Origin of the sequence: Sphingobium sp. (assembly GCF_003248505.1) — a bacterium.
Lineage (GTDB): Bacteria > Pseudomonadota > Alphaproteobacteria > Sphingomonadales > Sphingomonadaceae > Sphingobium.
Genome location: NZ_QFOA01000023.1, coordinates 16,647 through 41,131 on the forward strand (window position 1 = coordinate 16,647; position 24,485 = coordinate 41,131).

The window sequence follows — 24,485 nt, forward strand, 5'->3', positions numbered from 1 at the left end:
TTTGCAATTAGTTCGCAATTGCATTAGAGAGTGTGAACAGCCTGTTGCTCGCCGGCTCCTACCCTGGCCGCGGGCCATCCCTGCAGCGCTACCCTGCCGGGCGCCTTTCTCCTCGGGAGGCGCCCGGCCTCTTAAAGCTGCCCCAAACGCCCTATTCGATGCGGTAGACTTTACACCATGGACCGCGGCGAACCGCCATACAATTCGGGCGGAAACGCCTACGCAGGCCATCGTACCGGGTTAAAGCGGAAGATGATAATGCAGCGCCGGATCGGCGATGCGATGTGGATAGGGCGCTTGATCGTTCGCCTTTGTAGTAGGCAAGCTACCGGATTTCGTCACAAACTGCGCCACGCACGTCCTAGGACGCGTTATCGGGAGCCGTGGCCCAGCGCCAAATAATCGTCCGACTGCATTTCCATCAGGCGCGACACAGTGCGTTCGAATTCGAATGCCCCATCCCCTGCGGGATAAAGCCGTGCCGGGGCAGCGTCGGCGGCAGCCAACAACTTGACCTTATATTCGTAGAGCGAATCGATCAGCGTGACGAAACGCGCCGCCTCATTGCGTTTTTCGGGGCTCAGGACCGGAATGCCGACGATGATGACGGTGTGATATTTCCGCGCGATCGCCAGATAATCGGGCGCGCCCCGCGCCTCTTCGCACAATCGCTTGAAGGAAAAGACCGCCACGCCCTTCAGGCTCTTGGGCACATGAAGCGTCCGACCACCCTGCACGGGAACATCCTCGGACGGCACGCGGGCGCGATCTTCCACCGAAAAATCGGTCAGCCGGAAGAAGGCGTCGGAAAGGGCCTTCGTCGCGTCGGGTCCATTGGGGCAATGCCAAAGCAAGGCGTCGCCCAGCCTGTCGCGCCGGTAATCCGTTGGCCCGTTGAGGCTCAGCACGTCGAGTTTCGCCTTGATGAGGTCGATAAACGGCAGGAAGAGCTGCCGGTTGAGCCCGTCCTTATAAAGATCGTCCGGCACGCGATTGGATGTCGTGACGATCGTCACGCGTTTGTCGAGTAAGCCGGTGAACAGCCGCGACATGATCGCGGCATCCGCCATGTTGTTCACCACCATCTCGTCGAAGCAGAGCAGCCGCGCGTCCTCCGCCAGCGATTCGACGACCGGCGGAATGGGATCGCCGCTCTCGCTCTTGCGGGCCTCCGCGAGCCGGGCGTGGACATCCAGCATGAACTCGTGGAAATGCGCCCGCTTCTTGCGCTGAACCTGAACGCAATCGAAGAACAGGTCCATCAGCATCGATTTGCCGCGACCCACGCCACCCCACATATAGAGGCCGCGCGGCGGTTCGGGCGCTTTGCGTAAAAGCTTCCACAATGTCGATCCGCGCATAGGCGTGGATTCAAGGTCCCGTTGCAACCGGTCGAGCCTCTCTGCAACGGCACGCTGGTCCGGGTCGGGCCGCAACTCTCCGCCTTCGACCAAGGCGTCATAGCGGGAAAGGACGGCGCTCATCGAGAAACCGGTGCCTTGCGCACCGTCGCAGTCGAAGCCGCAACCGGCTTGCCCTCTTGCAAGATCAGCATTCGCAGGAAAAACAGTCGCCCGGTTTCCCGCAATAACTCGACCTCGGCCCAAAGGTCGGGTCCAGCCGCTCCGGCATTCAGATACTGCATAGAAAGGTCGATGGTGACGCCGTTGATATGCTCTTCATGTCCCATGACGAGCAGACCGGCAAAAAAGGCATGATCGGCGAACGCGGCCAGGAACCCGCCATGCAGGACACCGTTGCGATTGCGATGCGTATCGCGCGTTTCCAGCGCCACCACGGCCTTGTTAGGCCCGGCGATACGCATGCGACTTTGACCGATCGCATCGTGGAAAGTGTTTGGATGCCGATTGGGCCATTCGGCCCAACCCGCCCACTTGCCTTCCTTCAGCAGGTTTCCGCCACCAACGCCGTCCGTCAACTTACAGCTGCCGCTCGACCATCATCTTCTTGGTTTCGGCAATGGCCTTGGCAGGGCTGAGGCCCTTGGGGCACACATTCGCGCAGTTCATGATGGTATGGCAGCGATAGAGGCGGAAGGGATCCTCCAGTTCATCGAGACGCTCGCCGGTATATTCGTCACGGCTGTCCGCCAGCCAGCGATAGGCCTGAAGCAGAATAGCGGGCCCCAGGAACTTGTCGCTGTTCCACCAGTAGCTCGGGCAGCTGGTCGAGCAGCAGGCGCACAGGATGCATTCGTAGAGCCCGTCGAGCTTCTCGCGGTCGGCTGGCGACTGGAGCCGCTCCTTGCCGCTCGGCGCAGGGCTGACGGTTTGTAGCCAGGGCTTGATAGAATTATACTGTGCGTAGAAATGAGTGAAATCAGGCACCAGGTCCTTGATCACGTCCATGTGCGGCAACGGAGTGATGCGCACTTCCTTGGTGCCGCACTCCTCGATGGCAGTCGTGCAGGCCAAGCCGTTCTTGCCGTTCATGTTCATCGAACATGAGCCGCAGATGCCCTCACGGCACGAGCGGCGGAACGTCAGCGTCGGATCATATTCGTTCTTGATCTTCAGCAGCGCGTCGAGAACCATCGGCCCGCACTTGTCGAGATCGATCTCGAACGTGTCGTAACGTGGATTTTCGCCCGAATCCGGATCGTAGCGATAAACCTTGAAGGATTTGACATTGGTCGCGCCTTCCGGTGCTTTGTGCGTCGTGCCCTTGCCGCTGATCTTGCTGTTCTTGGGCAGAGAAAATTCGGCCATCGCTGTTCCAGCCTCGTTCCGTCAAAAATCGTTGGGGTGCGCATAACAAAAAATAGGCAAAGGTCCAGCACTGACAATAGATCATATTCGACCGCCCCCTTGCATGGATCGGGTTACGACCGCTAATTCGCCCGCCGCGCGCCCCTTTTTGGAGCCTCCATGGACATCGCCTTTCTTGCCATCGCCGAAGCGCAGCAGCTCTATCACTGGCTGCCCGCGGCGCTGGAACTGGCGCAACGACCGGGCCATAGAGTCAGCATCCTTTCCCCCTCCGACGCCATCCTCGATCTGGTCGCAAGCTACGATCCCGGCAGCACGCTGGTACCGGTCCGCTTGCGGCGACCGCCCTTTTCCCCGCACGATTCGCTGTTTCGCCAGCCATCCAGGTTTGCGACATTGCTGCTCAATTATCGAAAGATCGCGCGCTTCCGCTATATCGTAACGACAGAGATCAGCACGGCCTGGCTCCGCCGCATTCCCGGTTTCGCCGCCTATCTTATCCTCATCAAACATGGCGCCGGCGACCGGGAGGGCGGCTATCGCAAGCGTCACGCGGACTTCGACCTGACCCTGGTCGCGGGGGAAAAGGATCGGCGACGACTGATGGATCGCGGTCTGTGCGTTCCCGGCGCGGTCGCCGTGGGCGGCTATGCCAAATTCGAGTTGAAGGCCCCGCCGCAGCGATTCTTCGCCGACGACCGGCCCACGCTGCTCTACAATCCCCATTTTGATGCAGAGCTATCCTCCTGGGTCAGGCATGGACCCGGGGTGCTGGCGGCGCTGGAAGCGCTGACGGAGTGGAACGTCATCATCGCGCCGCACACAAAGCTTGGCGCGCGGATTCCATCGATTCGGCCTAGCGCTCCGCATATCCGGGTCGACATGGGCAGCCGCCATTCGATCGACATGAGCTATACGATGAGCGCGGATTTGTATCTGGGCGACGTATCGAGCCAGGTCTACGAGTTTCTCCTGAACCCGCGCCCCTGCGTCTTCCTCAATCTGGACCGGCACGACGCCACATCGGACGCCTTCGCCCACTGGCGACTGGGCCGGGTCGTGGAGGATTTGAAGGACCTTCCCGCCGCGCTGGCCTGTGCATCCCAGGCGCAACCTGTCTATGAGGCCGCGCAACAGGTCGCTATGCGGGATTCGATCGCCGTTACGGCCATTCCCGCTTCGAGACGGCAGGCCGACATCATCGAGACTTTTGCGAAAGCCCATTCATGACCGAAACCCTCGCCACCAGCCTCGGCCCCGTTCGTTTGATCGGACGGAACGCGACGCCGATCTGGGGCATGCCCAATGCCGAACGCAATCTGCGGATGGCGGAAAGCGCTGCCGCCAACGGCAGCGTCATGGCTGCCGGACACGAATTGCTGTTCAACCTTGCCTACGCCTTCGACCCGTTGCTGTTGCGGCTGGCGCTGGAAACGCCCGGAACGCTTTTCACATGGGGGAAGGAACCTGTTGTCGGTCAGGTCGAACAGGGCCGCGCCCCTCTCGCCGCGCCGCACATCATCGACCTGTCGGACGGGCGTAAACTCTACAACCGCCAGTTGCGCAAGCTGGAGCAGCCGATGGTGCGGGAACTGACGCCCGACACCCGCCGCGCCATCGAACGGCGCAGCTATTTCGGCGCGTACAAAGGCGTCACCGACCTTCTCACCAAATATCTGTGGCCCGAATTCGCGCTGGTGCTGACCCGCATCGCCGCTCAACTTCGCATGACACCGAACATGGTATCGGCCATCGGCGTGACTCTCTGCATCCTCGCGACCTATCTGTTTGCGCAGGGAATGTATTGGGCCGGGTTCCTGTCGGGCTTCATTTTCATGGTGCTCGATACGGTGGACGGCAAACTCGCCCGCTGCACCATCACCTCGTCCAAATGGGGCAATGTGATCGACCATGGCGTCGATCTCGTCCACCCGCCCTTCTGGTGGTATTTCTGGGGCACAGGCCTGGCTGCCTGGGGGCTGGCGCTGCCGGAAAGCACCTTCATTTTCGTCATGGGCGCGGTGATCGTGGGCTATGTGCTGCAAAGGCTGATCGAAGGGGCGTTCCTCAAGGATTTCGGCATGGACATCCATGTGTGGCGGCCCTTCGACAGCCATTTCCGCCTCGTCACCGCGCGGCGCAATCCGAACATGGTGATTCTGTTCGTCGCGCTGCTGTTCGGTCGCCCGGACATTGGCCTCATCGCGCTTGCCTGGTGGACCATCCTGTCGCTGGTCGTTCATGCGATCCGACTGGCGCAGGCCTATGCCGTCAAACGGTCGGGCCGCCCGATCGTCAGTTGGATGGATGAAGCGGAGGGCGCGGGCGCATGAACGCGACTATCGAAAAGTTCGGATATCCGCAGACCCTGGTTGCCGAATTCGACCATTGGCTGGTCCTGCTGCGCCCGGCCCAGCCGACCCTGGGATCGCTGGTGCTGGTGGCCAGGGGCAGCGCGACAGCGTTCGGCGATCTCCCGGCGGCGGCTCATGCCGAACTCAAGATCGTAACGAGCACGATCGAAAACGCTCTGGGCAAGGCCATAAGCTATGACAAGATCAACTATCTGATGCTGATGATGGTGGACCCGCATGTCCATTTCCACGTCATCCCCCGTTACGAAGGGGATCGTACCGCAGCGGATCTTACCATTGCGGACGCGGGATGGCCGGGCCAGCCCGACCTCTCTTCGGCGGTCAAACTGGACAGCGACATGGACAGCTTGCGCGACTGGCTGAAGGGCTACTTCGCGTAGCGCCCTTCGGCGACCCATCGCGCCGTCAACGCCGCAGCGGCATCGACATCCTGCGGGAAATCGACCTCCTGCCAGGCAAGACCTTCGATAGACACCGTGCCGACGCGGTTCCCCTTCGCGATGATGTCGATCGCGCGCAAATACCATCGCTCCACGCCCTCGGGCGTGCGCATCATCTGGTCGATCTGATTGCGGAAAATCGCCGGACCTTCGCCGGTGAACGCCAGCATTCCGATAGATTCGGCGTTGGTGTCGGGGGGCAGAAGCCGCTTGCCGATGGCGCGCAACCGCCCATCGGGATCGCGGCTGACCTTCATGTCGTCGTCGTCATAGGCCCCGTCGGGCTTCACATCGACCGTGACGGTGATCGCGTCCTGCGCACCGGCGATCAGTCTGCCGACGATCTCGTCCGACACGATCGTGTCGCCATTGAGGATGAGAAAATCGCGGTCCATCTCCTCCCGCACGATCCAGCAAGTGCCCAGATTGTCGGCGACCTGGAAAAAGGGATTGAAGACGGTGCGAATCCGCGCGCCCGTATCGCGGTACAGTTGCAAAGCATGATCCTCGACCCGCTCGGTGCGGAAGCCCGTCACGACCACGATGTCGGTGACGCCGTTCGCGACCAGCGCCGCCACCTGCCAGCTGATGAGGCTGCGGCCGTTGAAGTCGATCATGCATTTGGGCACGTCGCGCGTCAGCGGCAACAGGCGCGACCCTTGCCCTGCGGACAGAATGATGGCTTTGGTGATGCTCATGGGGCGCGGCTTTACCGCGCGATTGAGCCGAAAAAAAGGCGATGTTTGCACTCACCCGCTCGCACGCCTAAAGCGCGCTCGACAGCCCAGATCAAGGACCGTTCGTCAGGTGATGTTCAAACGCAAGCCGGGCGCGGCGGGGGACGGGTTCGCACGCATCCTGGCAAATACCGGCTGGCTGCTGGGCGGCAAGGGCGTGGGCGCGGTGCTGAGCCTGGCCTATCTTGCCATCGTTACGCGCACGCTGGGGGTCGTTGACTTCGGCCGCTTCGCGCTGGTGCTGAGCGCCGCCAACGTCATAAAGACGCTGGTGAGTTTCGACAGCTGGCAGATCGTCGTGCGCTACGGCCAGCCGCACCTGGCCGAAGACCGGGGCGACGCGCTGAACCGTCTGCTGCGGTTTTGCATCCTCATCGACCTTGCCTCTGCGCTTGCGGGCGGCGTGATCGCTGCGGCGATCATTCTGCTATTTGGCGATGCACTGGGGTTGGGCGCGCACATGGGCTGGCCGGTCTGGCTATTCTGCATGGTGATGATGATTACCATCCGATCCAGCCCCACCGGCGTCCTGCGCCTTTTCGACCGGTTCGATTCCGCCGCGTTCGCCGAAACCATGATCCCGGTCGGGCGGATGGTTGGCGCGCTGGTCGCATGGATCTTCATGCCTGACGTGACCGGCTTCCTGATCGGCTGGGGGGCGGCGGAGCTGCTTTGCGCGGCCAGCTACTGGTATCTGGCGCTTCGGGTCGGGGGAAAACGGGTCGGGCGATGGCGCGCGGGCCGGACGCTCGACGCCCTCCGGGAAAATCCCGGCATCGTCGGGTTCCTCACCGCCACCAATCTTCAAACCAGCCTCACTTCCATCGGTCAGCAGGTCGCGGTGCTGATCGTCGGCGGCTTTGTGGGACCGGCGGGCGCAGGCCTCTACCGCCTCGCCAACCAGCTCGCCAATTCGCTGACCAAGATTTCAAGCCTCCTATCGCGCAGCATCTTCGTCGAGCTGTCGCGCACGACGACCCACGGCAGGGAAGCGCTGAACGACCTTTTCCGACGCACCAATCGCCTGGCGCTGGCGGCGGGCGCGGTGATCGTCGGGCTGATCCTCATCATCGGCCATCCGCTGCTCGGCCTGATTGCCGGGCGAGAGTTCATGCCTGCCTACCCGCTGCTCCTGATGCTGGGAGTCGCCGCCTGCATAGAGCTTGTGGGGGTGAGCTATCGCCCGCTGCTGATGGCGACGGATCGCGCCGGGTTATCGCTGCGCATTTCGATCGTTGCGACGCTGCTGCTGCTGGGACTGCAAGCCGCGCTGCTGCCGCTATATGGAACGCAGGGTGCGGCAATGGCGAATATCGCGGCGTCGCTCGCCGGGTTTGCGATGATGGGAATTGCGAGCCGCCGGGCCTTGCGCGAAGGCTAGATGGTGCGGAAGCGGGCCGGGGCGTAGCGCGCCGGATCGATCCCCGCGACGGCGGGCGGCATCGCCTTGCCGCCGATCAGCGCAGCGCCGATCAGCGCAGCGGCGGGCGCCGTCTGGATACCGAAGCCCCCCTGCCCCGCGAACCAGAAGAATCCGGGTACGTCCGGGTCGTGGCCATAAACCGGCGCACGGTCGGGCGCAAAGCTGCGCAGCCCCGCCCATTTATGTTCGACGGTGGCAGTTCCCCAATCCACTGCCTCCTCGAACCGCGCGACTGCCTGCGCCACCGCCAGATCCTCCGGCGCGGCGTCGCATGGGGGGGACGGCTCCTCGTCATGCGGCGTCAGCCACACGCGCTGCCGCCCCTCCGGCTTGAAATAAAAGCGCGAATGGAGGTCCATGACCAACGGCAGGTCGCGTTCGGGCATATCGGCGACATGCAGTTGCACGACCGTCCGCCGCAGCGGGGAAATACCGATGGGCGCCACGCCGCAGAGCGTTGCGACCCGATCTGCCCAGGCCCCGGCAGCATTGACCAGCAGGCCGCAACGGATCACGCCTTCAGCAGTCTCGATCAACCAGCCGTCGCCATCCTGCCGCGCCCCCGTCACCTGCGTGCGCAGGCGAACGTCCCCGCCCTGCTGGCGAAAGCGTCGCAGATAGGCGTGATGCAGTGCCGCCACGTCGATGTCGCGGCAACTTGGCTCCAGTACGCCCAGCGTCCATTCGGCCCGCAACCCCGGCACCAGCGGATGAGGATCGAGCGGCGTCAATTCGACCCGTCCCGCAAATCGCGCCAGCAAGGCGTCGCGCGCCGACGCGTCCCCCGCACGGCCTATATGCAGGGTCCGGCGGGGCGAGAGGAAACTGCTTTCATGAAAATCGGGATCGGGCGCAGCCAGCAGAGGTCCCGACGCGGTTGTGAGCGGCTGGACGGCAGGGCCGCCATAGGTTTCCTCCCAGAACGCCACCGATCGCCCGGTGGCGTGATAGCCCGCAATCTCCTCCATTTCGAGGAGGATGACGCGGGCGTCACCTGCCAATGCCGCGCCCAGGCTGGCCCCCGCCATGCCGGCGCCTACGATCACGATATCGGCTCGCGTCAAGGCGCGGCCTCATTCAGGAAGGCGTCGATCCGCGCCAGGGCGTCCAGGCGAACCGGATCGCTTTCGCGCAGGATTTCGTGCGCCGCCTCACGCCCATAAACGTGCAGCCGGGCGCCCGGAATGCGACCGGCGGCACGGCGAACGGCGGGGGTCGATACCAGCCGGTCCACCTCCGCCGCCAGTATCAGCAGCGGCGTCGCGATCCGGGTGATCGCCTGCCCCTCCGCCAGATCGCGCGTAGAGCGCAAAGCCTGCTCCACCCACGCCCAACTGGGCGGGCCCAGCGCGATCTCGCGGCTATGATCGCGCCACCAAAGTTCGTCGGAATATCGATCAGGGTCGTGCGTCAACCGCTGCTGACGGATGCGGCGCAGCCGGACGCTATCCTCCTTCTGCGTCCACGCCCGCCGCTTTGCCTTCCCGAGCAACAGCATTGTACGCGCTATGCCGATCGCCAGCCGTCGCGGCAGCGGCGCGGTATGCACACCCAGCATCGGTGCGACCGCAACTGCAGCGTCGGGCGGTGGCAAGCCCTCTGCCATGGCGCGCAGCAGCATATGTCCGCCCATGCTGTGCCCCAGCATGACCGCAGCCCCGCCCCCCTCGCTCCGCCATTCCGCAGCCAGAGCTTTGAGGTCTGCAATCCAGACACCGAAATCGTCGATATGCCCGCACAGCGGATCGCCGGTCAGCCGTCCCGATCCCCCCTGCCCACGCCAGTCGAAGCTGGTGACCGCCCACCCTTGCTGCGCCCAGTGGTGGATGACTTCGAGATATTTCTCAATCATGTCGCCCCGGCCGTTGAGCACCAGCATCCTCCCCCGGACGCCGCTGCCCAGTCGGTAACGCCGGATCGGCCAGCCGTCCGGCGCATGCCAGTAATCCAGCACGCCGCCTGCGGGCCAGGCGCGACGGTCGAAGGCGGCGGTGGGGAAATAGGGCGAATCCATCTGCGCCGTGGTTACCGTTTGGTAAGCCATCTGGTCTAGGGCATAGCCCCCATGTCCGGGGAATTTTTCAGGGTCGCGCTGATGAGCGCTCTTGGCGCGCTGCTGATCTGGGCAGCCGTCACCGATCTGCGATCGCGTATCATATCGAACCGGCTGAATCTGGCCATCGCCACGCTTGCGCCGCTTTGGTGGATCGCAAGTGGGCTGCCGCTCTGGCCGGGGGCGGCGCTGCAACTGCTGCTGGGCGTCATCGTTTTTGCGGCGTTCGCGGCGCTCTTTGCCTTCGGCTTGATGGGCGGCGGCGATGTGAAGCTACTGGGCGCGCTTGCGCTCTGGTTTCCGTGGCCTGTCCTCCTGTCGCTGATCGTGCTGATGGCGATCGCGGGCGGCGGGGTCACTATCGCGACCGTCATCGACCACAAGCTGCGCCATCGGGAAGGACAACCCGAAATCCCCTATGGCGTCGCCATCTCGCTGGCCGGTCTCTGGGTGATTGGCGAACGATATCTTAACCATTTTGCGTAATGAGTAGGGTCATGGGGCACATGTACCCACTTGAGGGAGGCGAATTTCGTCATGGATGCTAAGAAGATCGTGCTGCTTGCTGGCGCGCTGATCATAGCGGTCACTACAGCTCTGCTTGCACGCAACATGCTGAATTCAGCGAGCACGCCGCAAGTCAACGCGGCCGCCATGCCGGTCGAGGCCAATCAGCCTCACGTCCTCGTCGCTACCAAGGCTCTGCCCGTGGGCACGATCCTCGACGCGGAAAGCTTCCGCTTTCAGCCCTGGCCGCAGGATCTGGTCGAACAGGCCTATTATATCCAGGGTCAGGCCGATCCCGCCAAACTCGCCGGCAGCGTGGTCCGCACCGCGATCACCGCCGGACAGCCGCTGACGCAGGGCGCTCTGGTAAAACCGGGCGAGCGCGGCTTCCTCGCCGCCGCCCTCGGCGCGGGAATGCGCGCCGTGACTGTGCCGGTCACCGCCCAGTCTTCGGTCGCGGGCTTCGTGTTTCCCGGCGACCGCATCGACCTCGTCCTGACGCAGAGCGTTTCGGGCGGCGGCGACGGCGATCCGCTCAAGGTATCGGAGACCATCCTTCGCAACCTGCGCGTCCTGGCCACCGACCAGCGCATGGATGCGATGGGCGAGGACGGCAAGCCCGAGGTCAAAACTTTCTCCAACGTCACTATCGAAGTGACGCCCAAGATCGCCGAAAAGATCGCCGTGGCGCAGACCATCGGTTCGCTGTCCATGTCGCTCCGCTCGATCGCCGACACCTCATCCGATCTCGACGCGGCAATCGCCGGCACCGATGTCGACCTTGCCACTGTCGGCAATCCCAAGGCGGAAAAGGCGGTGTTGGCCAAGATCGCCGCTCGCCCCGTCGATCGCGGCACCACCTATTCGACGGGCGCGGACGTATCGCGCTACCAGCGCAGCACCGTCCCCGCCAAGGCGGACACCGTGCCGCAATCGCTCAACGGCCAGCCGGGTGCCGTCGCACCGGCCAGCGCCATCAGCGGACCCGTGGTCAAGGTGGCGCGTGCCACCGACGTGACCCTGGTTCCGGTCGGGGGTAAGTAAGATGAAGAGCTTGCATCATCGCTCCACGCGCCTTGCCGCTCCGGCAATCGCGCTGGGCCTTGCGGTCGCGGCGGTCGCCGTTCCGACATCGGCCCTCAACGCCGCGCCCTCGGCGCAGCAGGACAATGCGATCCTGATGTCCGCGGGCGGCAGCCGGGTCGTCAACCTCTCCGCGCCGATGTCGGACGTAGTGATCGGCAACCCCGATGTCGCCGACGCCTATGTCCGTTCGCAAAACCAACTCTACATCATCGCCAAGAAGCCTGGCGAAAGCACCATCTTCGTGACTGCCAAGAACGGCAAGGTTCTGTTTTCGGGCACCGTCCGCGTCGGGAACAACCTGACCAGCATCGACGACATGCTGCGCTTGGCCATGCCGGACGCAAGCATCGCAGTGAACAAGATGAACGGCATGGTGCTGCTCACCGGCACGATCAAGGCGCCCGAAGACGCGGCCGAAGCCGAACGGCTGACGCAGGCCTTCGTCGGCAAGGACGTGACCGTGGTCAGCCGCCTGCGGATGGCAACCCCGCTTCAGGTGATGTTGCAGGTCAAGATCGCCGAAGTCAGCAAGGATGTGGGCCACAAGATCGGCATGAACATCACTGGCCTGGGCACCGGAACGGGCAGTTTCAGCGGCTATGTCAACCGCGCCGACCGGGCGTTCCAGACAAATACGGGCGGCGGGGCACCGACCGATAATATCTCAAGGTCGTGGGTGTTCAACAGCCCGACCGATGGCACTACCTCGTTGGGCTTCGTTGCCAAACTACTGGGCATGGATGTTGCCGCAGCGCTCGACTTGGCCGAAAGCAGCGGCCTTGCTACGACGCTGGCGCAGCCGAACCTGACTTCGCTCTCGGGCGAGACCGCCAGCTTCCTCGCAGGTGGTGAATACCCCTATACTGTCAGCAACGGTACGCAGGGCAACAGCATAGAATTCAAGCAATATGGGGTACAGCTGGCGTTCACCCCCACCGTGTTGTCGGATGGTCGCATCTCGCTTCGCGTCCGTCCCACGGTGTCCAGCCTTGACTTTACGCTGAACGCCAGTGTTCCGGCACTTAAGAGCCGCACCGCAGAAACGACCGTGGAACTCGGCTCCGGCCAAGCTTTCATGATCGCGGGATTGTTGAACAACGAAACATCCAACACGGTCAACAAGACGCCCTTTTTAGGCGACGTGCCGGTGTTGGGCAGCCTTTTCAAGTCGCGCAAGTTCCAGCGCAACGAGTCCGAGCTAGTCATTGTAGTAACGCCTTATCTGGTGCGCCCGATTAATGCGTCGGACGTGCGCCTACCCACCGATGGCTTCCGAAACGCTACCATCGCGCAGGGCCTTGTGGGCCAGGTCGGCAATGACGGCGTTAGCGGCGCTCGCCCACAACAGCCGCGTCGCACGCCCGGATCGCCTCCGCCCGCGACCGCTCCCGCTCCCGCCCCGCGCGGCGACGGCAAGTCGGCGGCCCCCGCCCCCGGCTTCAGCTTCTGACGGAAGGATCACTCCCATGACCACACGCTTTCCCATCCGTCTCGCTGCCCCGGCGCTCACCGCGCTGGCGATCATCCTCGTACCCGCGCACGCCGAAGCGCGCGGTCGCACCAACCGCAGCGTCGATTCAGTTCACCAGCCGGTCGTGAGCCACAGCCTTTATACCTTCGACGTGCAGGCGGGCATGGGTGGGCTGTCGCCTGCCGAAGCCATTCGGCTGGAAGACTGGTTCCGCTCCATCGACCTTGGATATGGCGACCAGATCGCGATCGCGGGCGACACTTCCTACGTCGATCCCGCCGCGCGCGAGGGCATCGCAGACGTGACGGCCCGCCACGGCCTGCTGATCGGCGAAGACAGCTCTGCGGCTGCCGGGCAGGCTCCTGCCGGGAGCGTCCGCCTCATCGTGCGCCGCGCCACCGCGCGCGTGCCGGGCTGCCCGGACTGGAGCGAACAAGCCGAAACCAACGATACGTTGAGCGGAACGTCCAACTTCGGCTGCGGCGTCAACAGCAACTGGGCCGCCATGGTGGCCGATCCCGAAGACCTCGTACGCGGCCAGGGCAGCGAAAGCGACCTGCGCACTGCCACGTCGAACCGGGCCATTTCCACCTATCGCGACAAGAAGCCTACGGGCGCGGGCGATCTTAAGCAGTTGGGAGGCCAGTAAGATGAACGCACCCTGGAAACCGGGTATTGGACAGCGCGACCCCTTCCACGCCTATGTCTGCGACGACCACAGCTTCGACCTCCTTCGTGCGGTCGTGGCAGAATTGGGCTGGGCACCGGAAAAGGTGAACAAGGGCGGGATGCGCAATGCGGTCCAGAGCCTGTCGATCACCGCGTCCCCGCAGATTCTCTTCATCGACATGTCCGAAAGCGGGGACCCGCTCAACGACATCAACAGCCTTGCCGAGGTTTGCGAACCCGGCACGGTGGTGATCGCTTCGGGCCAGGTCAATGACGTGCGCCTCTATCGCGATCTCATCGCGAGCGGCATTCAGGACTATCTGCTCAAGCCCTTCGGTGCGGACCAGTTGCGCGAAGCGCTGGTTCAGGCGCAGGCAGTCTTCATGGCGCCTCGCGATACTGCGCCGGAGCATCCCCACTGCACCGTCGCCGTCATCGGCACGCGCGGCGGCGTGGGCGCTTCCAGCGTCGCGACCTCGCTCGCCTGGCTGCTATCGGAAAAGAAGAAGCGCCCGACCGCGCTGCTCGATCTCGATGTGCATTTCGGCACCAACGCACTCGCCATGGACCTGGAGCCGGGGCGCGGGCTCACCGATGCGATCGAGAATCCCAGCCGCATCGACGGCCTTTTTATCGAACGCGCGATGGTACGGGCCAGCGACACGCTGGCGATCCTCTCTGCCGAAGCGCCGATCAGCCAACCGATGATGACCGATGGCGGCGCGTTCTACCAGTTGCTGGAGGAATTCCGCGCCGCCTTCGAATGCAGCATCATCGACCTGCCCCGCAACATGCTGATCCAGCATCCGCATTTGATGACGGATGTGAACGTCACGCTGGTTGTGTCCGACCTGACGCTGGCTGCCGCGCGCGACACGATCCGTATCCTATCATGGCTTAAAACCAACGCGCCGCAGACGCGCGTGCTGGTGGTCGCAAACCGGGTGCACACCGGATCGCCGGAAATCAGCCGCAAGGATTTCGAACAGTCGATCGAACGCAAGGTGGACGTGCTCGTCCCCTTCGATCTGCGCGTCGCGTCCCAAGCGGCCAAGCTCGGCAAGACGATGGCCGAAGCGGCGAAGGGCGCCAAGGTCGGCGCGGCCTTCAACGCGATGATGGAACAGGCGCTGGGCGCGGCGCAGCCGGATGACGAGACGTCGGGCAAGAGCGGCAAGAAAGGGCAGTCCCTGCTCGGCAAGATCGATTTCAAGGCGATGATCCCCTCGCGCCGCAAGGAAAAGGCGGCGCAGGCGGACTGACGGCGCGCGTCGCCCCGTGGCGGCGCTCGTCCTTTCCCCGACGTGCATAAGGCAAAGCGATGGACAGCAATTTCGTTCTGATCATGCTGCTGGTGGCGACCCTGACGGGTCTCGCCGTGGTCGCCTTTGCCGGGCCTTCGCCGGACAAGGCACGCAAGCGGCGTGTCGCCAATATTCGCGGGCGTCACGGTGAATCCACCGACGCCCTGCTCGAAGCGCGGATGCGCAGGGCGATTTCGAACCGGACCACCGCCGTCGAGGCGAAGATGCTGGTATCGCTGATCCCCAACCCCGACAATCTCGCCAAACGGCTACGGATGACGGGCAAGAAGTGGACTTTGAGCCAATATATGACGGCGAGCGCGGGCTTGTTCCTGTTCGTCGTCGCATTGCTCGAACTGCGTGGCTTTCCCTTCCTGTTCGCGCTGATGTTCGGCGCGGCGGCGGGGCTTGGCCTGCCGCACTGGTGGGTCGGCAGGCTCATCAAGAAGCGCGTCCACGCCTTCACCGTCAAATTCCCAGATGCGCTCGACCTCCTGACGCGCGGTTTGCGCTCGGGCCTCCCCATTGCCGAGACGCTGGGCATCGTATCTAGCGAGATACCAGGTCCCGTGGGCGACGAGTTCAAGCTCATCACCGAACGCATCAAGATCGGCAAGACGATGGAGCAGGCGCTTCAGGAAACGGCCGATCGCCTTGGCACGCCGGAATTCCAGTTCTTCGTGATCACGCTGTCGATCCAGCGCGAAACCGGCGGTAATCTCGCCGAAACGCTTTCGAACCTTGCCAACGTGCTGCGCCAGCGCGCGCAGATGAAGCTCAAGATTCGCGCCATGTCGTCGGAATCGAAGGCGTCCGCCTACATCATCGGCGTGCTGCCGTTCCTTGTGTTCGGCATGATCTGCTACATCAACTACAACTATATGTCGCCCTTCTTCACGCCTGATCCGGCGGGAATATTTGGCCTTAGCCTCATGCAGGTCATCGGCATCGGCGGCTTGTGCTGGATGGCTATCGGCGCGTTTATCATGGCCCAGATGGTCAACTTCGAAATCTGACGGCGAGAGGGAAATAAGATCATGGACGCCCCAGCGCACGGCACTCTCTTCGGAATGACAGCCACGGATTTCGGAACGTTGCTGGCGGCTCTCGCGACTCTGGCGGTGCTGTTCGCACTCTACACGGTCATGACGGTACGCGACCCCATGACCAAGCGCGTGAAAGCTCTCAACGAACGGCGCGAACAGCTCAAGGCGGGCATCACCGCATCCACCGCCAAACGCCGCGCGAAACTGGTTCAGAAAAACCAGACGACGGACCATATGCGGTCCTTCCTCTCCAGCCTCAAAGTATTGCAGGACGATCAGCTCAAGGACGCGCAGATTCGCCTGGCGCAAGCGGGCATCCGGTCTAAGGACCTGGCCGTCGCCGTCATCTTCGGGCGCATGATCATGCCCATCGTCATCGGCGGCGCAGCGGCGCTGCTGCTCTATGCCGTCGGCATCCAGCCCGAGTGGGGGCCGATGAAGCGCTTCTTCGCCTTCGCGATCACGCTGCTGCTCGCCTACAAGGCGCCTGACATCTTCATCGACAACAAGGTTCAGAAACGCTCGGCCGCCATTCGCAAGGGGCTGCCCGACGCGCTCGACCTGCTCGTCATCTGCGCCGAAGCGGGCCTCACCGTAGACTCAGCCTTTGCCCGCGTGTCGCGTGAACTGGGCAAGGCCTACCCCGAACTGGGCGACGAGTTCCAGCTGACTGCCATTGAACTGAGCTTTCTCACCGAGCGACGGATGGCGTTCGAAAACCTCGCTTCTCGCGTCAAGCTGGACGCGATCCGCGGCGTGGTCACCACCATGATCCAGACGGAAAAATACGGAACTCCGCTCGCCTCGGCGCTGCGTGTGCTGTCCGCCGAATTCCGCCACGAACGTATGATGCGGGCGGAAGAAAAGGCCGCGCGCCTGCCTGCGATCATGACGGTCCCGCTGATTCTCTTCATTCTGCCGGTGCTGTTCGTCGTCATCCTGGGACCGGCGGCCTGCTCGATCTCAACCGCCTTCTAAAAAGTGGAAAGAGGAGGCGGGCGCTGCCGTAGCGTCCGCCCCTCCACATCCCGCGGCGCCTGCATTTGACGCTGGCAGGCGGGTTTTTTCATGCCTATCTTTTGCGCATAACAGTCAGAAGAGAAGGATCGCATGAAAAGCCTCGCCATCGCCGCTGCCACTTTTGCCGCCGCTGCCGCCCTCCCCGCTCAGGCCGCCCAGCCCATCACCGGGCGTTGGGCCACCGTGGACGGCAAGGCCATCGTGCAGATCGCCCCCTGTGGAAAACAATTATGCGGCCGGATCGAGAAGGTGGTGAAGCCCACCCCCGGTCGTCCGCAGACCGATATCAAGAACCCCGAAGCCGCGCTGCGTTCCAAACCGCTTGTCGGGCTTGCCCTGCTTTCGGGCTTCGAGGAAGCGGGCGACCTGTGGAAGGGCACGATCTATGACCCGGAAAGCGGCAAGAGCTACAGTTCGAAGGTCAGCCGAAACGCCAACGGCACGCTCAAGGTGCAGGGGTGCATCGCCTTCTTCTGCAAGACGCAGACCTGGACGCCCGTTCGCTGAGCCCGCGTCTCCCCTATCGCGGCATTTCCCGGTCGCGATAGGGGGGCAGTGCCAAGCCCCGCCGGATTGCCACGGCGCGCAGCCCGAAGCCGAAGAGCGCCGCCAGAACACCCGCCACCGGCACCTCCAGTCCCAGCCAGCGCAGCGCAACGAACGAGCCCGAGGCAAATACCGCTGCCGTCACGTATAGCTCGGGCCGTAGCAGGATCGATGGCTCGCCCGCCAGCAGATCGCGCATGATGCCGCCGACGCATCCGGTGACGACGCCCATGATACCGGCGACGAAGGGCGGAACACCGAAGCTCATCGCCTTGGCCGCGCCGAACACGGCAAAAGCCGCCAGTCCGATCGCGTCCAGCCAGTCCAGCGCTCGCTCGCTCCACCACCGGCGCGGCGTGTACCAGACGATCAGCGCAGCGGAAACGCAGGCAATGGCGGGCACCGCGTCCACAACCCAGAACACCGGCGCGCCGATCAGGAGGTCGCGAACCGTTCCGCCTCCCACGCCCGTCACCAGCGCGAAAAAGGCAAAGGTCACCAGCGTCTGCCCCAGCCGCGCCGCCGCCAGCGCGCCCGACGCTGCGAACACGAATGTCCCGACGATGCTCAGCGTTTCGAGCACCGGACCGATCGTCGTGGCGAGAGAAGGCGTAGGCGGCAGCACCGCGTCAGGCCTGCACGGGCGCGTCGATCACTTTCGCCCCTTCTCCGCCGCCAGCCGGCTCATCAGGACCGCCGCGCGCTTCGCCTGCCGTTTCATCGTCGTGAGGTCTGCCTTTTCCGCCGGGCTGTGGTCGCCGGTCGACGCCAGGCCCAATCCCACCAAGCCATCGGTATCGCGCGCGACGAAACTGATGTCCCCCGCCCCGCGCTTGAGCGGATCGAGCGCGGGCATGTCGGCCAGGCCCAGATCCCGGTTGACGCCGTTGAGCTTCGTCAGCAGCGCGCGGTTTCCGTCCGTCGGTGCCATCGACGGATAGCCCATGTCGAACGCGATGGTGGCGGACGTGCCGGGCAGGTGCCCGGTTTCGACGATCGCTTGCATTTTAGCCCGCACTCGCTGAGTCTGTTCCTCGCTCAACGTGCGGAAATCGCCCTTCGCGACCGCCACCGGCGGAATGATATTGGTTTTGCCCGTCACGGCGATGCGCACGCCGTCCTTGTCCACGTCCGCGCTCTGCCCGCCGCCGATCAGCCCAACGTTGAAGGTCAGGTTGGGTTCGGGCAATTCCCTGCGAAAGCTGGTCACGATCCGCGCCAGTTCGTAGATCGCGCCGTCCCCCGCACTGGCCGAAAAGATGCCCGAGCTGTGTCCGGACTTGCCGGTGGTCGTCAGCGTCCAGCTGTTGGAGGACCGCCGCGCGATCGACCCCATGTCCTTGCCGCCCTCCTGCGAAAGCCCCTCGAAATCGAGCGCCACATCGGCGCGCTTTCCGGCCTCGATCAGGTCGGCGCGCGCCACCGCGATGGGCTCGCCCGAATCTTCCTCATCGCCCGTCAGGACGATTTCGACATTGGCATTTTTCAGCGTTCCCGCCGCCTGCATCGCCTGAAGCGCCAGCAGCATGGTCACCACCCCACCCTTGTCGTCCGCGACGCCGGGTCCGCGCGCCCAGTCTCCGCCAGTCGCATCGCGTTCGCGCGCAAATGTCTGGAACGGCGAATCCCGCTCGAACACCGTGTCGAGATGGCCGATTAGCAGCACCTTCGTCGTGCCGGGCTTTCCCTTGTGCACCGCGATTAGATGTCCGGACCGCTTCGCCGCGTCCATCGGCTTCCACGTCACCGTAAAGCCCAGCGCCTCGAACTGCGGACGCAACATGTCAGCCACCGCTTTCACGCCCGCGAGGTTCATGGAGCCGCTATTCTGGTTCACCAGCTTTTCGAGCAGCGCGATCGAGGGTTCGTATCCCGCCTCGACCCGCGCCGCCATGGTCCGCTCCGCTGGCGAAAGCGCCGCCTGCGCCACCGGCACCGGGCCGAGGAGCAGCGCACCGATCGCCAGCGCTCGCATCATGCCTTGAGTTCCGCTTCGATGGCCGCCACCAAAGCGGGGTCGTCAGGTGCCGTCGTCGGGGCGAAGCGCGCTTTCACCGCGCCATCCTTGCCGATCAGGAACTTCTCGAAATTCCACAGCACTTCGGGCGCATCGCCGGGCGTGATGCCGTAGCCGATGAGCTTCTCGCGGAACGCCCCGCCCTCGCCCTGCGCATCGGGCACGGCGCTGGTCAGCGCGGCATAAAGCGGATGCTTGTCCGGCCCTGTCACCACGATTTTTTCGAACATCGGGAAATCGACGCCGAAATTGGTGGTGCAGAATGTCGCGATATCGTCGTTGCTCCCGGGTTCCTGCGCACCAAAATCGTTGGCGGGGAAACCGGCGACGACCAGCCCCTTCTCGCGATATGCGGCATAGAGCTTTTCCAGCCCCTCATATTGCGGGGTCAGTCCACATTTCGATGCGACGTTCACAACCAGCACCACCTTACCTGCATAGTCGGCCAGGCTGGCATCCACCCCCTTGATAGTCTTGAGCGGTATATTCTGGATATCGGTCATCTCTGTCTCCAAGAATCGTTTGTGCCCGGACCTTGGCATCAAATGGCCGCCCCGAACAGATGTCCCGTGCCTGCCGTCACGCCCATCGCAAGCGCTCCCCAGAACAGGGTGCGCGCGATAGAGGGAAAGGGCCGCGCCCCGCCCAGCCTGGCGCCGGCAAACCCCAACAGCGCGAGGCACAGCAGGCATACCGCCACGATCGCCGTCACTCCGCCGCCTACCGGGGCAAGCCCGGCCGCCAGGACCGGCGGAGCGGCCCCTGTCGCAAAGCTCGCCGCCGACGCCAGCGCCGCCTGCACCGGCCGCGCGGTCGCAATCTCCGAAATGCCCAGTTCATCGCGGGCATGGGCGCCCAGCGCGTCGGCGGCCATCAACTGCTGCGCCACTTTACCCGCCAGATCGTGCGTCAGGCCGCGCACCACATAGATGTCGCGCAGTTCCGCCCATTCCGCATGCGGCTGCGTCACCAACGCCGCCCGCTCCTTCGCCAGGTCCGCGCGCTCCGTATCCGCCTGTGCGCTGACCGACACATATTCGCCCGCCGCCATCGACATCGCGCCTGCCACCAGCGCCGCGATGCCCGCGACCAGCACCGATTGGCCACCGGCGCCGGAGGCAGCAATGCCGGTCATCAGGCTTGCGGTCGACACGATCCCGTCATTGGCGCCCAGCACCGACGCGCGTAGCCAGCCGATACGATTTACATAATGGACCGCGTGATGCGGCTGGGCGTCGGGGTCGTCTCGATCCATGGCAGGCTCCTGTCAATTGCCCTCCTATCGCGCCGTCCCGTGCGAAGTCGAGGGGCCATGCCGCCACACGCCGTGGCGAAAGGCGCAGTCGCCTACGAACGCCCCTCTTCACGATTGCGGCGTGAGCGTCGGAAACGCTTGCGCCTGCCGGACGCGATCGCACGTTGGATAGTGGCGCCGATTTTCTGTATACGGTGCGATCATCGGCAAACGCGCCCGACCCGGTTCGCCACGCCGCGCATGAAAATGAAAGGGAGAAGCCGATGCCCGCCGATCTCACGCTCTACACCAACCCCATGTCACGAGGGCAGATCGCCCGCTGGATGCTGGAGGAAGTGGGCCAACCCTATGAGGTCGTTGTGCTCGACTATGAAGGCGCGATGAAAGCGGACGCCTATCGCGCGATCAATCCCATGGGCAAAGTTCCTGCGATCATGCATCGCGGCGAGATCGTCACCGAAGCCGCCGCCATCTGCGCCTATCTGGCGGATGCGTTCCCCGACGCCGGACTCGCCCCGCCGGTCGACCGGCGGCATGCTTATTATCGCTGGCTCTTTTTTGCCGCGGGGCCGGTGGAAGCCGCCGTCACCAATCGCGCGCTCGGCTTCATTGTGCCTGATGGGCGTGAGAGGATGGCGGGTTATGGCAGTTTCGACAACTCCATCGCCGCACTCGAACAGGCGGTATCGGGCGACGCATGGATTTGCGGCGACCGATTCACCGCTGCCGACGTCTATGTTGGCGCACAGGTCGATTGGGGGTTGGCCTTCAAGACGATCCCGTCCCGCCCCTCGTTCGAGGCCTACGCCGCCCGCCTGCGGAATCGCCCCGCCTATAAACGGCAGAAGGATCTGGACAACGCACTCATCGTGCAAATGCAGGCCGAAACCTGAACCGCGCCGCCCCGGTCGCATAGCAAAGGGCCCGATGGATCGCTCCCCCGGGCCCTGTTTTGTATATCCGCGTCGGGATCAGCGGCGGTCGCCGAACAGACGCAGCAGGAACAGGAACATGTTGATGAAGTCGAGATAGAGGTTCAGCGCCCCCATCACCACCGACTTGCCCATCATGTCCGTGCCGGCGACGTGCGCGTAGATGCTCTTGATCTTCTGCGTGTCATAGGCGGTCAGACCCGCGAACAGCAGGACGCCCACGCCGCTGATGACCAGATCCATCGCGCTCGACCGCAGGAAGAGGTTGATGAGGCTGGCAACCAGCAAGCCCACCACGCCCATGATCAGGAACGTGCCGAAACCTGACAAATCCTTCTTGGTGGTGTAGCCAAAGAGGCTGAGCCCCGCAAACGCCGCAGCCGTCGCAAAGAAGGTCTGTGCGATCGACGTGCCCGTGTAGACGAGGAAGATCGACGAGAGCGACAGGCCCATCACCGCGGAATAGGCCCAGAACAAAGCCTGCGCCGTTGCGGTCGACAGCCGGTTGATGCCGAAGCTCAACACCATCACGAATACCAGCGGAGCGAACATGATGACATATTTGAGGATGCCGGGACCGGCCAGCACTTGATAGGCAAGGCCGCTCGACGCAAACAGCAGCGCGACGATGCCGGTCAGCAGCACGCCGCTCGCCATATAATTGTAGACCGACAGCATGTAGCGGCGCAGCCCGGCGTCGAACGCCTCGCCGCGCGCGGCGGTTGTTCCGCCAAAACCCGGAATGCGGGTTTGCGTGCCGGAACGGGGATCGGACCAGTTGGCCATGAAATTCATCTCCTTTGCCGGCATATCAAACCGGTAGCTATATTATCGCTCTATCCGGCCCCGACTTCAAGAGTGCGCCGTGTTGCTGAATGATGACAATATGCTAATCTGTGGCGGCCATCGTCCACCGAACCTATAGGGACGATCATGCACCGCCTCTTCGTCGCGATCCGACCGCCCGCCACGTTGCGGAGCCAATTGCTCGACCTGATGGAAGGCGTCGAAGGCGCGCGCTGGCAGGATGACGAACAATTGCACCTGACGCTGCGCTTTGTCGGGGAAGTGGATCGCCGCATCGCCGAGGATATAGCCGCCGCACTCGCCAATGTGCGTTTCGCCCCCTTCGATATCCGGTTGCATGGCGTCGGCCAGTTCGATCGCAGGGGCGTCGTCGACACGCTCTGGGCGGGAGTTCAGCCGCGCGATCCGCTCGCCCATCTCCACCGAAAGATCGACCGCGCCTGCGTGGCGACCGGCCTGCCGCCCGAAGGCCGGGCTTACCTACCCCACATCACGCTCGCCCGCTTCGGTCGAAGCGGCGGGATGGTCGCACCGTTTCTCCTTCGCCACGGCAGTCTATCGAGCACGTCTTTCCCCGTCGACCGGTTCACCCTGTTCGAAAGCCGCATCGGCCATGCAGGCGCCCAGTACGAAGCTGTCGCCGAATATCGCTGCACCCGAGACGATGCCAGGCCGCCCTTGCAGTAAAGCCGTGGCGAACAGGATGCGCGCAGCGCCAAAGTGCCACGCCGCTCATCCCTCGCGCCTTAGTCGCCCAGTCTATGAGGCAGCACTGGGATCCGCAGCGAGGTAAAAACAGGCGCAAGGTTTTCGCGCCTGCCAACGCCATAAAAGCCACCGATTTGACAAAACTCCCCGACGCAGGGCCTTCGCGCGAAAAACGTGAACGGCAACTCACGATCAGGCCGAGGTGAGCACTCCGCAGGCGACGCGGCCGCCAGCATTGCCCGCCGGATCGCTGACATTGTCATCGGGCTTCGCATGGATCACCACCGCCGCGCCGTCCGCGTCGAGCAGCGGCGTCGCGCCGCCCTGGATCGTCTCGCCGGGAATCTCATATTCGATGGAACCCGTGCCATCCGCCGCTACCGTCATATTGGGCATGTCGCCCATATGCATACCGGCGGGATTGTCCTTGCCATGCTTGCGCGCGGTGGGGTTCCAATGCCCGCCCGCGCTGGTGAAGTCGGGTCCTGTGCACTTCCCAGTCGTGTGGATATGCACCGCGTGAATGCCCGGAGTCAGCCCCGTCGCATTCACCACGATATGCAATCCGTCGGCCGCCTGCGTCACGGTCGCCATCCCTCGCGCACTGCCATCGCCCGCCGCCAACTTGGCGGTCGCCATCGGCGCTGCCTTCGTCTGCGCGGTGGTAGCGCATCCTCCCAGCGCGAGACCGAGTGGGAGGGCGGCGGCAATCAGCAGACGGGTCATGGCAAGCTCCTGTATAAGGCGAGTTGGAGAAGATAACGCCAACGGCCCGATTTTGTTGCGACTGCGAATCGTTCCAGAAAGGAGCCACCGAAACCGAATATCGCTTCGTCCACCATCGCTCTACCGCTCGATCTCATGAACGGGGAGCAAAGAAAAAGGGGCCGGTCGAATGACCAGCCCCTCTTCTGTTCCATTCCGAAGAATGGAAACCGGCTTACATGCCCGCGCCGGGGCCGTAGCTGATTTCCACGCGACGGTTCTGGACTTCGCGAACGCCATCGGCGGTTTCGACGCGAGGACGCGATTCACCGAACGCCTGGGTGGTCATCACGCCGTCAGGGATACCCTTCGAAGCGAGATAGGCCTTGACCGAGTCAGCGCGACGCTGAGACAGGCCGACGTTGTACGAGGCCGAACCCGAGCGGTCCGCGTGACCCGCCAGCATGACCTGTGCGCTGCCGCAGCTGCTGTAGGCCGAAACCGCGTTGTCCAGAATGGTGGCGGCGTCAGGCGTAATGTCCGACTTGTCCCATTCGAAGAACACGATGTACGGTCCGGGGTTGCACTCTGCAACCGGCGGCGGGGGCGGCGGGGGCGGCGGGGGCGGCGGCGGGGGCGGCGGGGGCGGCGGGGG

At 63.8% G+C, this 24,485-nt stretch carries 27 protein-coding genes; 14 read left to right on the plus strand and 13 right to left on the minus strand.

Annotated elements, in window-relative coordinates:
• Positions 1–371: 371 nt before the first annotated feature.
• From zapE to DI606_RS09790, 3 genes are all read right to left on the minus strand, one after another.
• On the minus strand, positions 372–1,484 hold the full coding sequence (gene zapE / locus DI606_RS09780) for a cell division protein ZapE (RefSeq protein WP_293982191.1): 1,113 nt from the start codon (positions 1,482–1,484) through the stop codon (positions 372–374).
• The gene (locus tag DI606_RS09785) at positions 1,481–1,825 is read right to left on the minus strand and encodes a PaaI family thioesterase (RefSeq protein WP_293982194.1); all 345 of its coding nucleotides are present in this window, start codon (positions 1,823–1,825) and stop codon (positions 1,481–1,483) included. Before DI606_RS09785 ends, zapE begins: the two co-directional genes overlap by 4 nt.
• Positions 1,826–1,940: 115 nt before the next feature.
• Positions 1,941–2,729, minus strand: a complete 789-nt coding sequence (locus DI606_RS09790) for a succinate dehydrogenase iron-sulfur subunit (RefSeq protein WP_293982196.1) — start codon at positions 2,727–2,729, stop codon at positions 1,941–1,943.
• A gap of 159 nt (positions 2,730–2,888) precedes the next feature.
• Here DI606_RS09790 and DI606_RS09795 point away from each other — a divergent pair, with 159 nt between their 5' ends.
• From DI606_RS09795 to DI606_RS09805, 3 genes are read left to right on the plus strand one after another with little or no spacing between them, the layout of a single operon-like run.
• Entirely contained in the window at positions 2,889–3,959 is a 1,071-nt protein-coding gene (locus DI606_RS09795; protein WP_293982198.1) for a glycosyl transferase, read from the plus strand.
• Complete coding sequence (locus DI606_RS09800; RefSeq protein ID WP_293982201.1) at positions 3,956–5,062, plus strand: CDP-alcohol phosphatidyltransferase family protein; 1,107 nt, start codon at positions 3,956–3,958, stop codon at positions 5,060–5,062. The genes DI606_RS09795 and DI606_RS09800 overlap by 4 nt, the downstream gene beginning before the upstream one ends.
• Positions 5,059–5,484 carry an HIT family protein gene (locus tag DI606_RS09805; protein WP_293982204.1) on the plus strand — a complete coding sequence of 142 codons (426 nt, stop codon included), beginning with the start codon at positions 5,059–5,061 and terminating at the stop codon, positions 5,482–5,484. Before DI606_RS09800 ends, DI606_RS09805 begins: the two co-directional genes overlap by 4 nt.
• Here the strand turns inward: DI606_RS09805 and DI606_RS09810 are convergent.
• Positions 5,472–6,242: a phosphocholine cytidylyltransferase family protein gene (locus DI606_RS09810; RefSeq protein ID WP_293982206.1), complete on the minus strand. Its 771-nt coding sequence runs from the start codon at positions 6,240–6,242 to the stop codon at positions 5,472–5,474. The two genes, DI606_RS09805 and DI606_RS09810, sit on opposite strands and share 13 nt — an antisense overlap.
• Before the next feature lie 112 nt (positions 6,243–6,354).
• Here DI606_RS09810 and DI606_RS09815 point away from each other — a divergent pair, with 112 nt between their 5' ends.
• The gene (locus DI606_RS09815; protein WP_293982249.1) at positions 6,355–7,662 is read left to right on the plus strand and encodes an oligosaccharide flippase family protein; all 1,308 of its coding nucleotides are present in this window, start codon (positions 6,355–6,357) and stop codon (positions 7,660–7,662) included.
• Here DI606_RS09815 and DI606_RS09820 read toward each other — a convergent pair.
• Entirely contained in the window at positions 7,659–8,768 is a 1,110-nt protein-coding gene (locus tag DI606_RS09820; RefSeq protein WP_293982209.1) for an FAD-binding oxidoreductase, read from the minus strand. The genes DI606_RS09815 and DI606_RS09820 overlap by 4 nt on opposite strands.
• Positions 8,765–9,718, minus strand: a complete 954-nt coding sequence (locus DI606_RS09825) for an alpha/beta fold hydrolase (protein WP_293982251.1) — start codon at positions 9,716–9,718, stop codon at positions 8,765–8,767. Before DI606_RS09825 ends, DI606_RS09820 begins: the two co-directional genes overlap by 4 nt.
• Positions 9,719–9,769: 51 nt before the next feature.
• Here DI606_RS09825 and DI606_RS09830 point away from each other — a divergent pair, with 51 nt between their 5' ends.
• The 8 genes from DI606_RS09830 to DI606_RS09865 all read left to right on the plus strand — a co-directional run bounded on the left by DI606_RS09830 (position 9,770) and on the right by DI606_RS09865 (position 17,367).
• Entirely contained in the window at positions 9,770–10,243 is a 474-nt protein-coding gene (locus tag DI606_RS09830; protein ID WP_293982210.1) for a prepilin peptidase, read from the plus strand.
• A 51-nt stretch (positions 10,244–10,294) separates the two neighbouring features.
• Entirely contained in the window at positions 10,295–11,308 is a 1,014-nt protein-coding gene (gene cpaB / locus DI606_RS09835) for a Flp pilus assembly protein CpaB (protein ID WP_293982212.1), read from the plus strand.
• 1 nt (position 11,309) lies between these two features.
• Complete coding sequence (locus DI606_RS09840) at positions 11,310–12,800, plus strand: type II and III secretion system protein family protein (protein WP_293982214.1); 1,491 nt, start codon at positions 11,310–11,312, stop codon at positions 12,798–12,800.
• Between the two features lie 16 nt (positions 12,801–12,816).
• The gene (locus tag DI606_RS09845; protein WP_293982216.1) at positions 12,817–13,470 is read left to right on the plus strand and encodes a CpaD family pilus assembly lipoprotein; all 654 of its coding nucleotides are present in this window, start codon (positions 12,817–12,819) and stop codon (positions 13,468–13,470) included.
• 1 nt (position 13,471) lies between these two features.
• Positions 13,472–14,752 carry a pilus assembly protein CpaE gene (locus DI606_RS09850; protein ID WP_293982218.1) on the plus strand — a complete coding sequence of 427 codons (1,281 nt, stop codon included), beginning with the start codon at positions 13,472–13,474 and terminating at the stop codon, positions 14,750–14,752.
• A 59-nt stretch (positions 14,753–14,811) separates the two neighbouring features.
• The gene (locus DI606_RS09855) at positions 14,812–15,810 is read left to right on the plus strand and encodes a type II secretion system F family protein (RefSeq protein ID WP_293982220.1); all 999 of its coding nucleotides are present in this window, start codon (positions 14,812–14,814) and stop codon (positions 15,808–15,810) included.
• A gap of 21 nt (positions 15,811–15,831) precedes the next feature.
• Positions 15,832–16,818, plus strand: coding sequence for a type II secretion system F family protein (locus DI606_RS09860; protein WP_293982223.1), 987 nt, complete (start codon positions 15,832–15,834; stop codon positions 16,816–16,818).
• A gap of 132 nt (positions 16,819–16,950) precedes the next feature.
• Complete coding sequence (locus DI606_RS09865) at positions 16,951–17,367, plus strand: DUF2147 domain-containing protein (RefSeq protein WP_293982226.1); 417 nt, start codon at positions 16,951–16,953, stop codon at positions 17,365–17,367.
• Between the two features lie 13 nt (positions 17,368–17,380).
• On the opposite strand, the gene DI606_RS09870 is transcribed toward DI606_RS09865, so the two are convergent.
• From DI606_RS09870 to DI606_RS09885, 4 genes are read right to left on the minus strand one after another with little or no spacing between them, the layout of a single operon-like run.
• Positions 17,381–18,031 carry a trimeric intracellular cation channel family protein gene (locus tag DI606_RS09870; RefSeq protein ID WP_293982229.1) on the minus strand — a complete coding sequence of 217 codons (651 nt, stop codon included), beginning with the start codon at positions 18,029–18,031 and terminating at the stop codon, positions 17,381–17,383.
• 27 nt (positions 18,032–18,058) lie between these two features.
• Positions 18,059–19,384 (minus strand): M20/M25/M40 family metallo-hydrolase, encoded by a 1,326-nt coding sequence (locus tag DI606_RS09875; RefSeq protein WP_293982231.1) that lies wholly within the window; start codon positions 19,382–19,384, stop codon positions 18,059–18,061.
• Positions 19,381–19,926, minus strand: a complete 546-nt coding sequence (locus DI606_RS09880) for a glutathione peroxidase (RefSeq protein WP_293982234.1) — start codon at positions 19,924–19,926, stop codon at positions 19,381–19,383. The genes DI606_RS09875 and DI606_RS09880 overlap by 4 nt, the downstream gene beginning before the upstream one ends.
• A 38-nt stretch (positions 19,927–19,964) precedes the next feature.
• Positions 19,965–20,678, minus strand: a complete 714-nt coding sequence (locus DI606_RS09885) for a VIT family protein (protein WP_293982237.1) — start codon at positions 20,676–20,678, stop codon at positions 19,965–19,967.
• Between the two features lie 263 nt (positions 20,679–20,941).
• On the opposite strand from DI606_RS09885, the gene DI606_RS09890 reads away from it, so the two are divergent.
• Positions 20,942–21,571 (plus strand): glutathione S-transferase family protein, encoded by a 630-nt coding sequence (locus tag DI606_RS09890; protein WP_293982238.1) that lies wholly within the window; start codon positions 20,942–20,944, stop codon positions 21,569–21,571.
• 78 nt (positions 21,572–21,649) lie between these two features.
• Here the strand turns inward: DI606_RS09890 and DI606_RS09895 are convergent, their stop codons facing one another.
• Positions 21,650–22,396, minus strand: coding sequence for a Bax inhibitor-1/YccA family protein (locus DI606_RS09895; RefSeq protein WP_293982239.1), 747 nt, complete (start codon positions 22,394–22,396; stop codon positions 21,650–21,652).
• Between the two features lie 147 nt (positions 22,397–22,543).
• On the opposite strand from DI606_RS09895, the gene thpR reads away from it, so the two are divergent.
• Positions 22,544–23,104, plus strand: coding sequence for an RNA 2',3'-cyclic phosphodiesterase (gene thpR, locus DI606_RS09900; RefSeq protein WP_293982241.1), 561 nt, complete (start codon positions 22,544–22,546; stop codon positions 23,102–23,104).
• Between the two features lie 213 nt (positions 23,105–23,317).
• On the opposite strand, the gene DI606_RS09905 is transcribed toward thpR, so the two are convergent.
• Both DI606_RS09905 and DI606_RS09910 read right to left on the minus strand, forming a co-directional pair.
• Positions 23,318–23,851: a superoxide dismutase family protein gene (locus DI606_RS09905; protein ID WP_293982242.1), complete on the minus strand. Its 534-nt coding sequence runs from the start codon at positions 23,849–23,851 to the stop codon at positions 23,318–23,320.
• Positions 23,852–24,065: 214 nt separating this feature from the next.
• On the minus strand, positions 24,066–24,485 hold a 420-nt coding region (locus DI606_RS09910; protein WP_293982244.1), incomplete at its 5' end, for an OmpA family protein.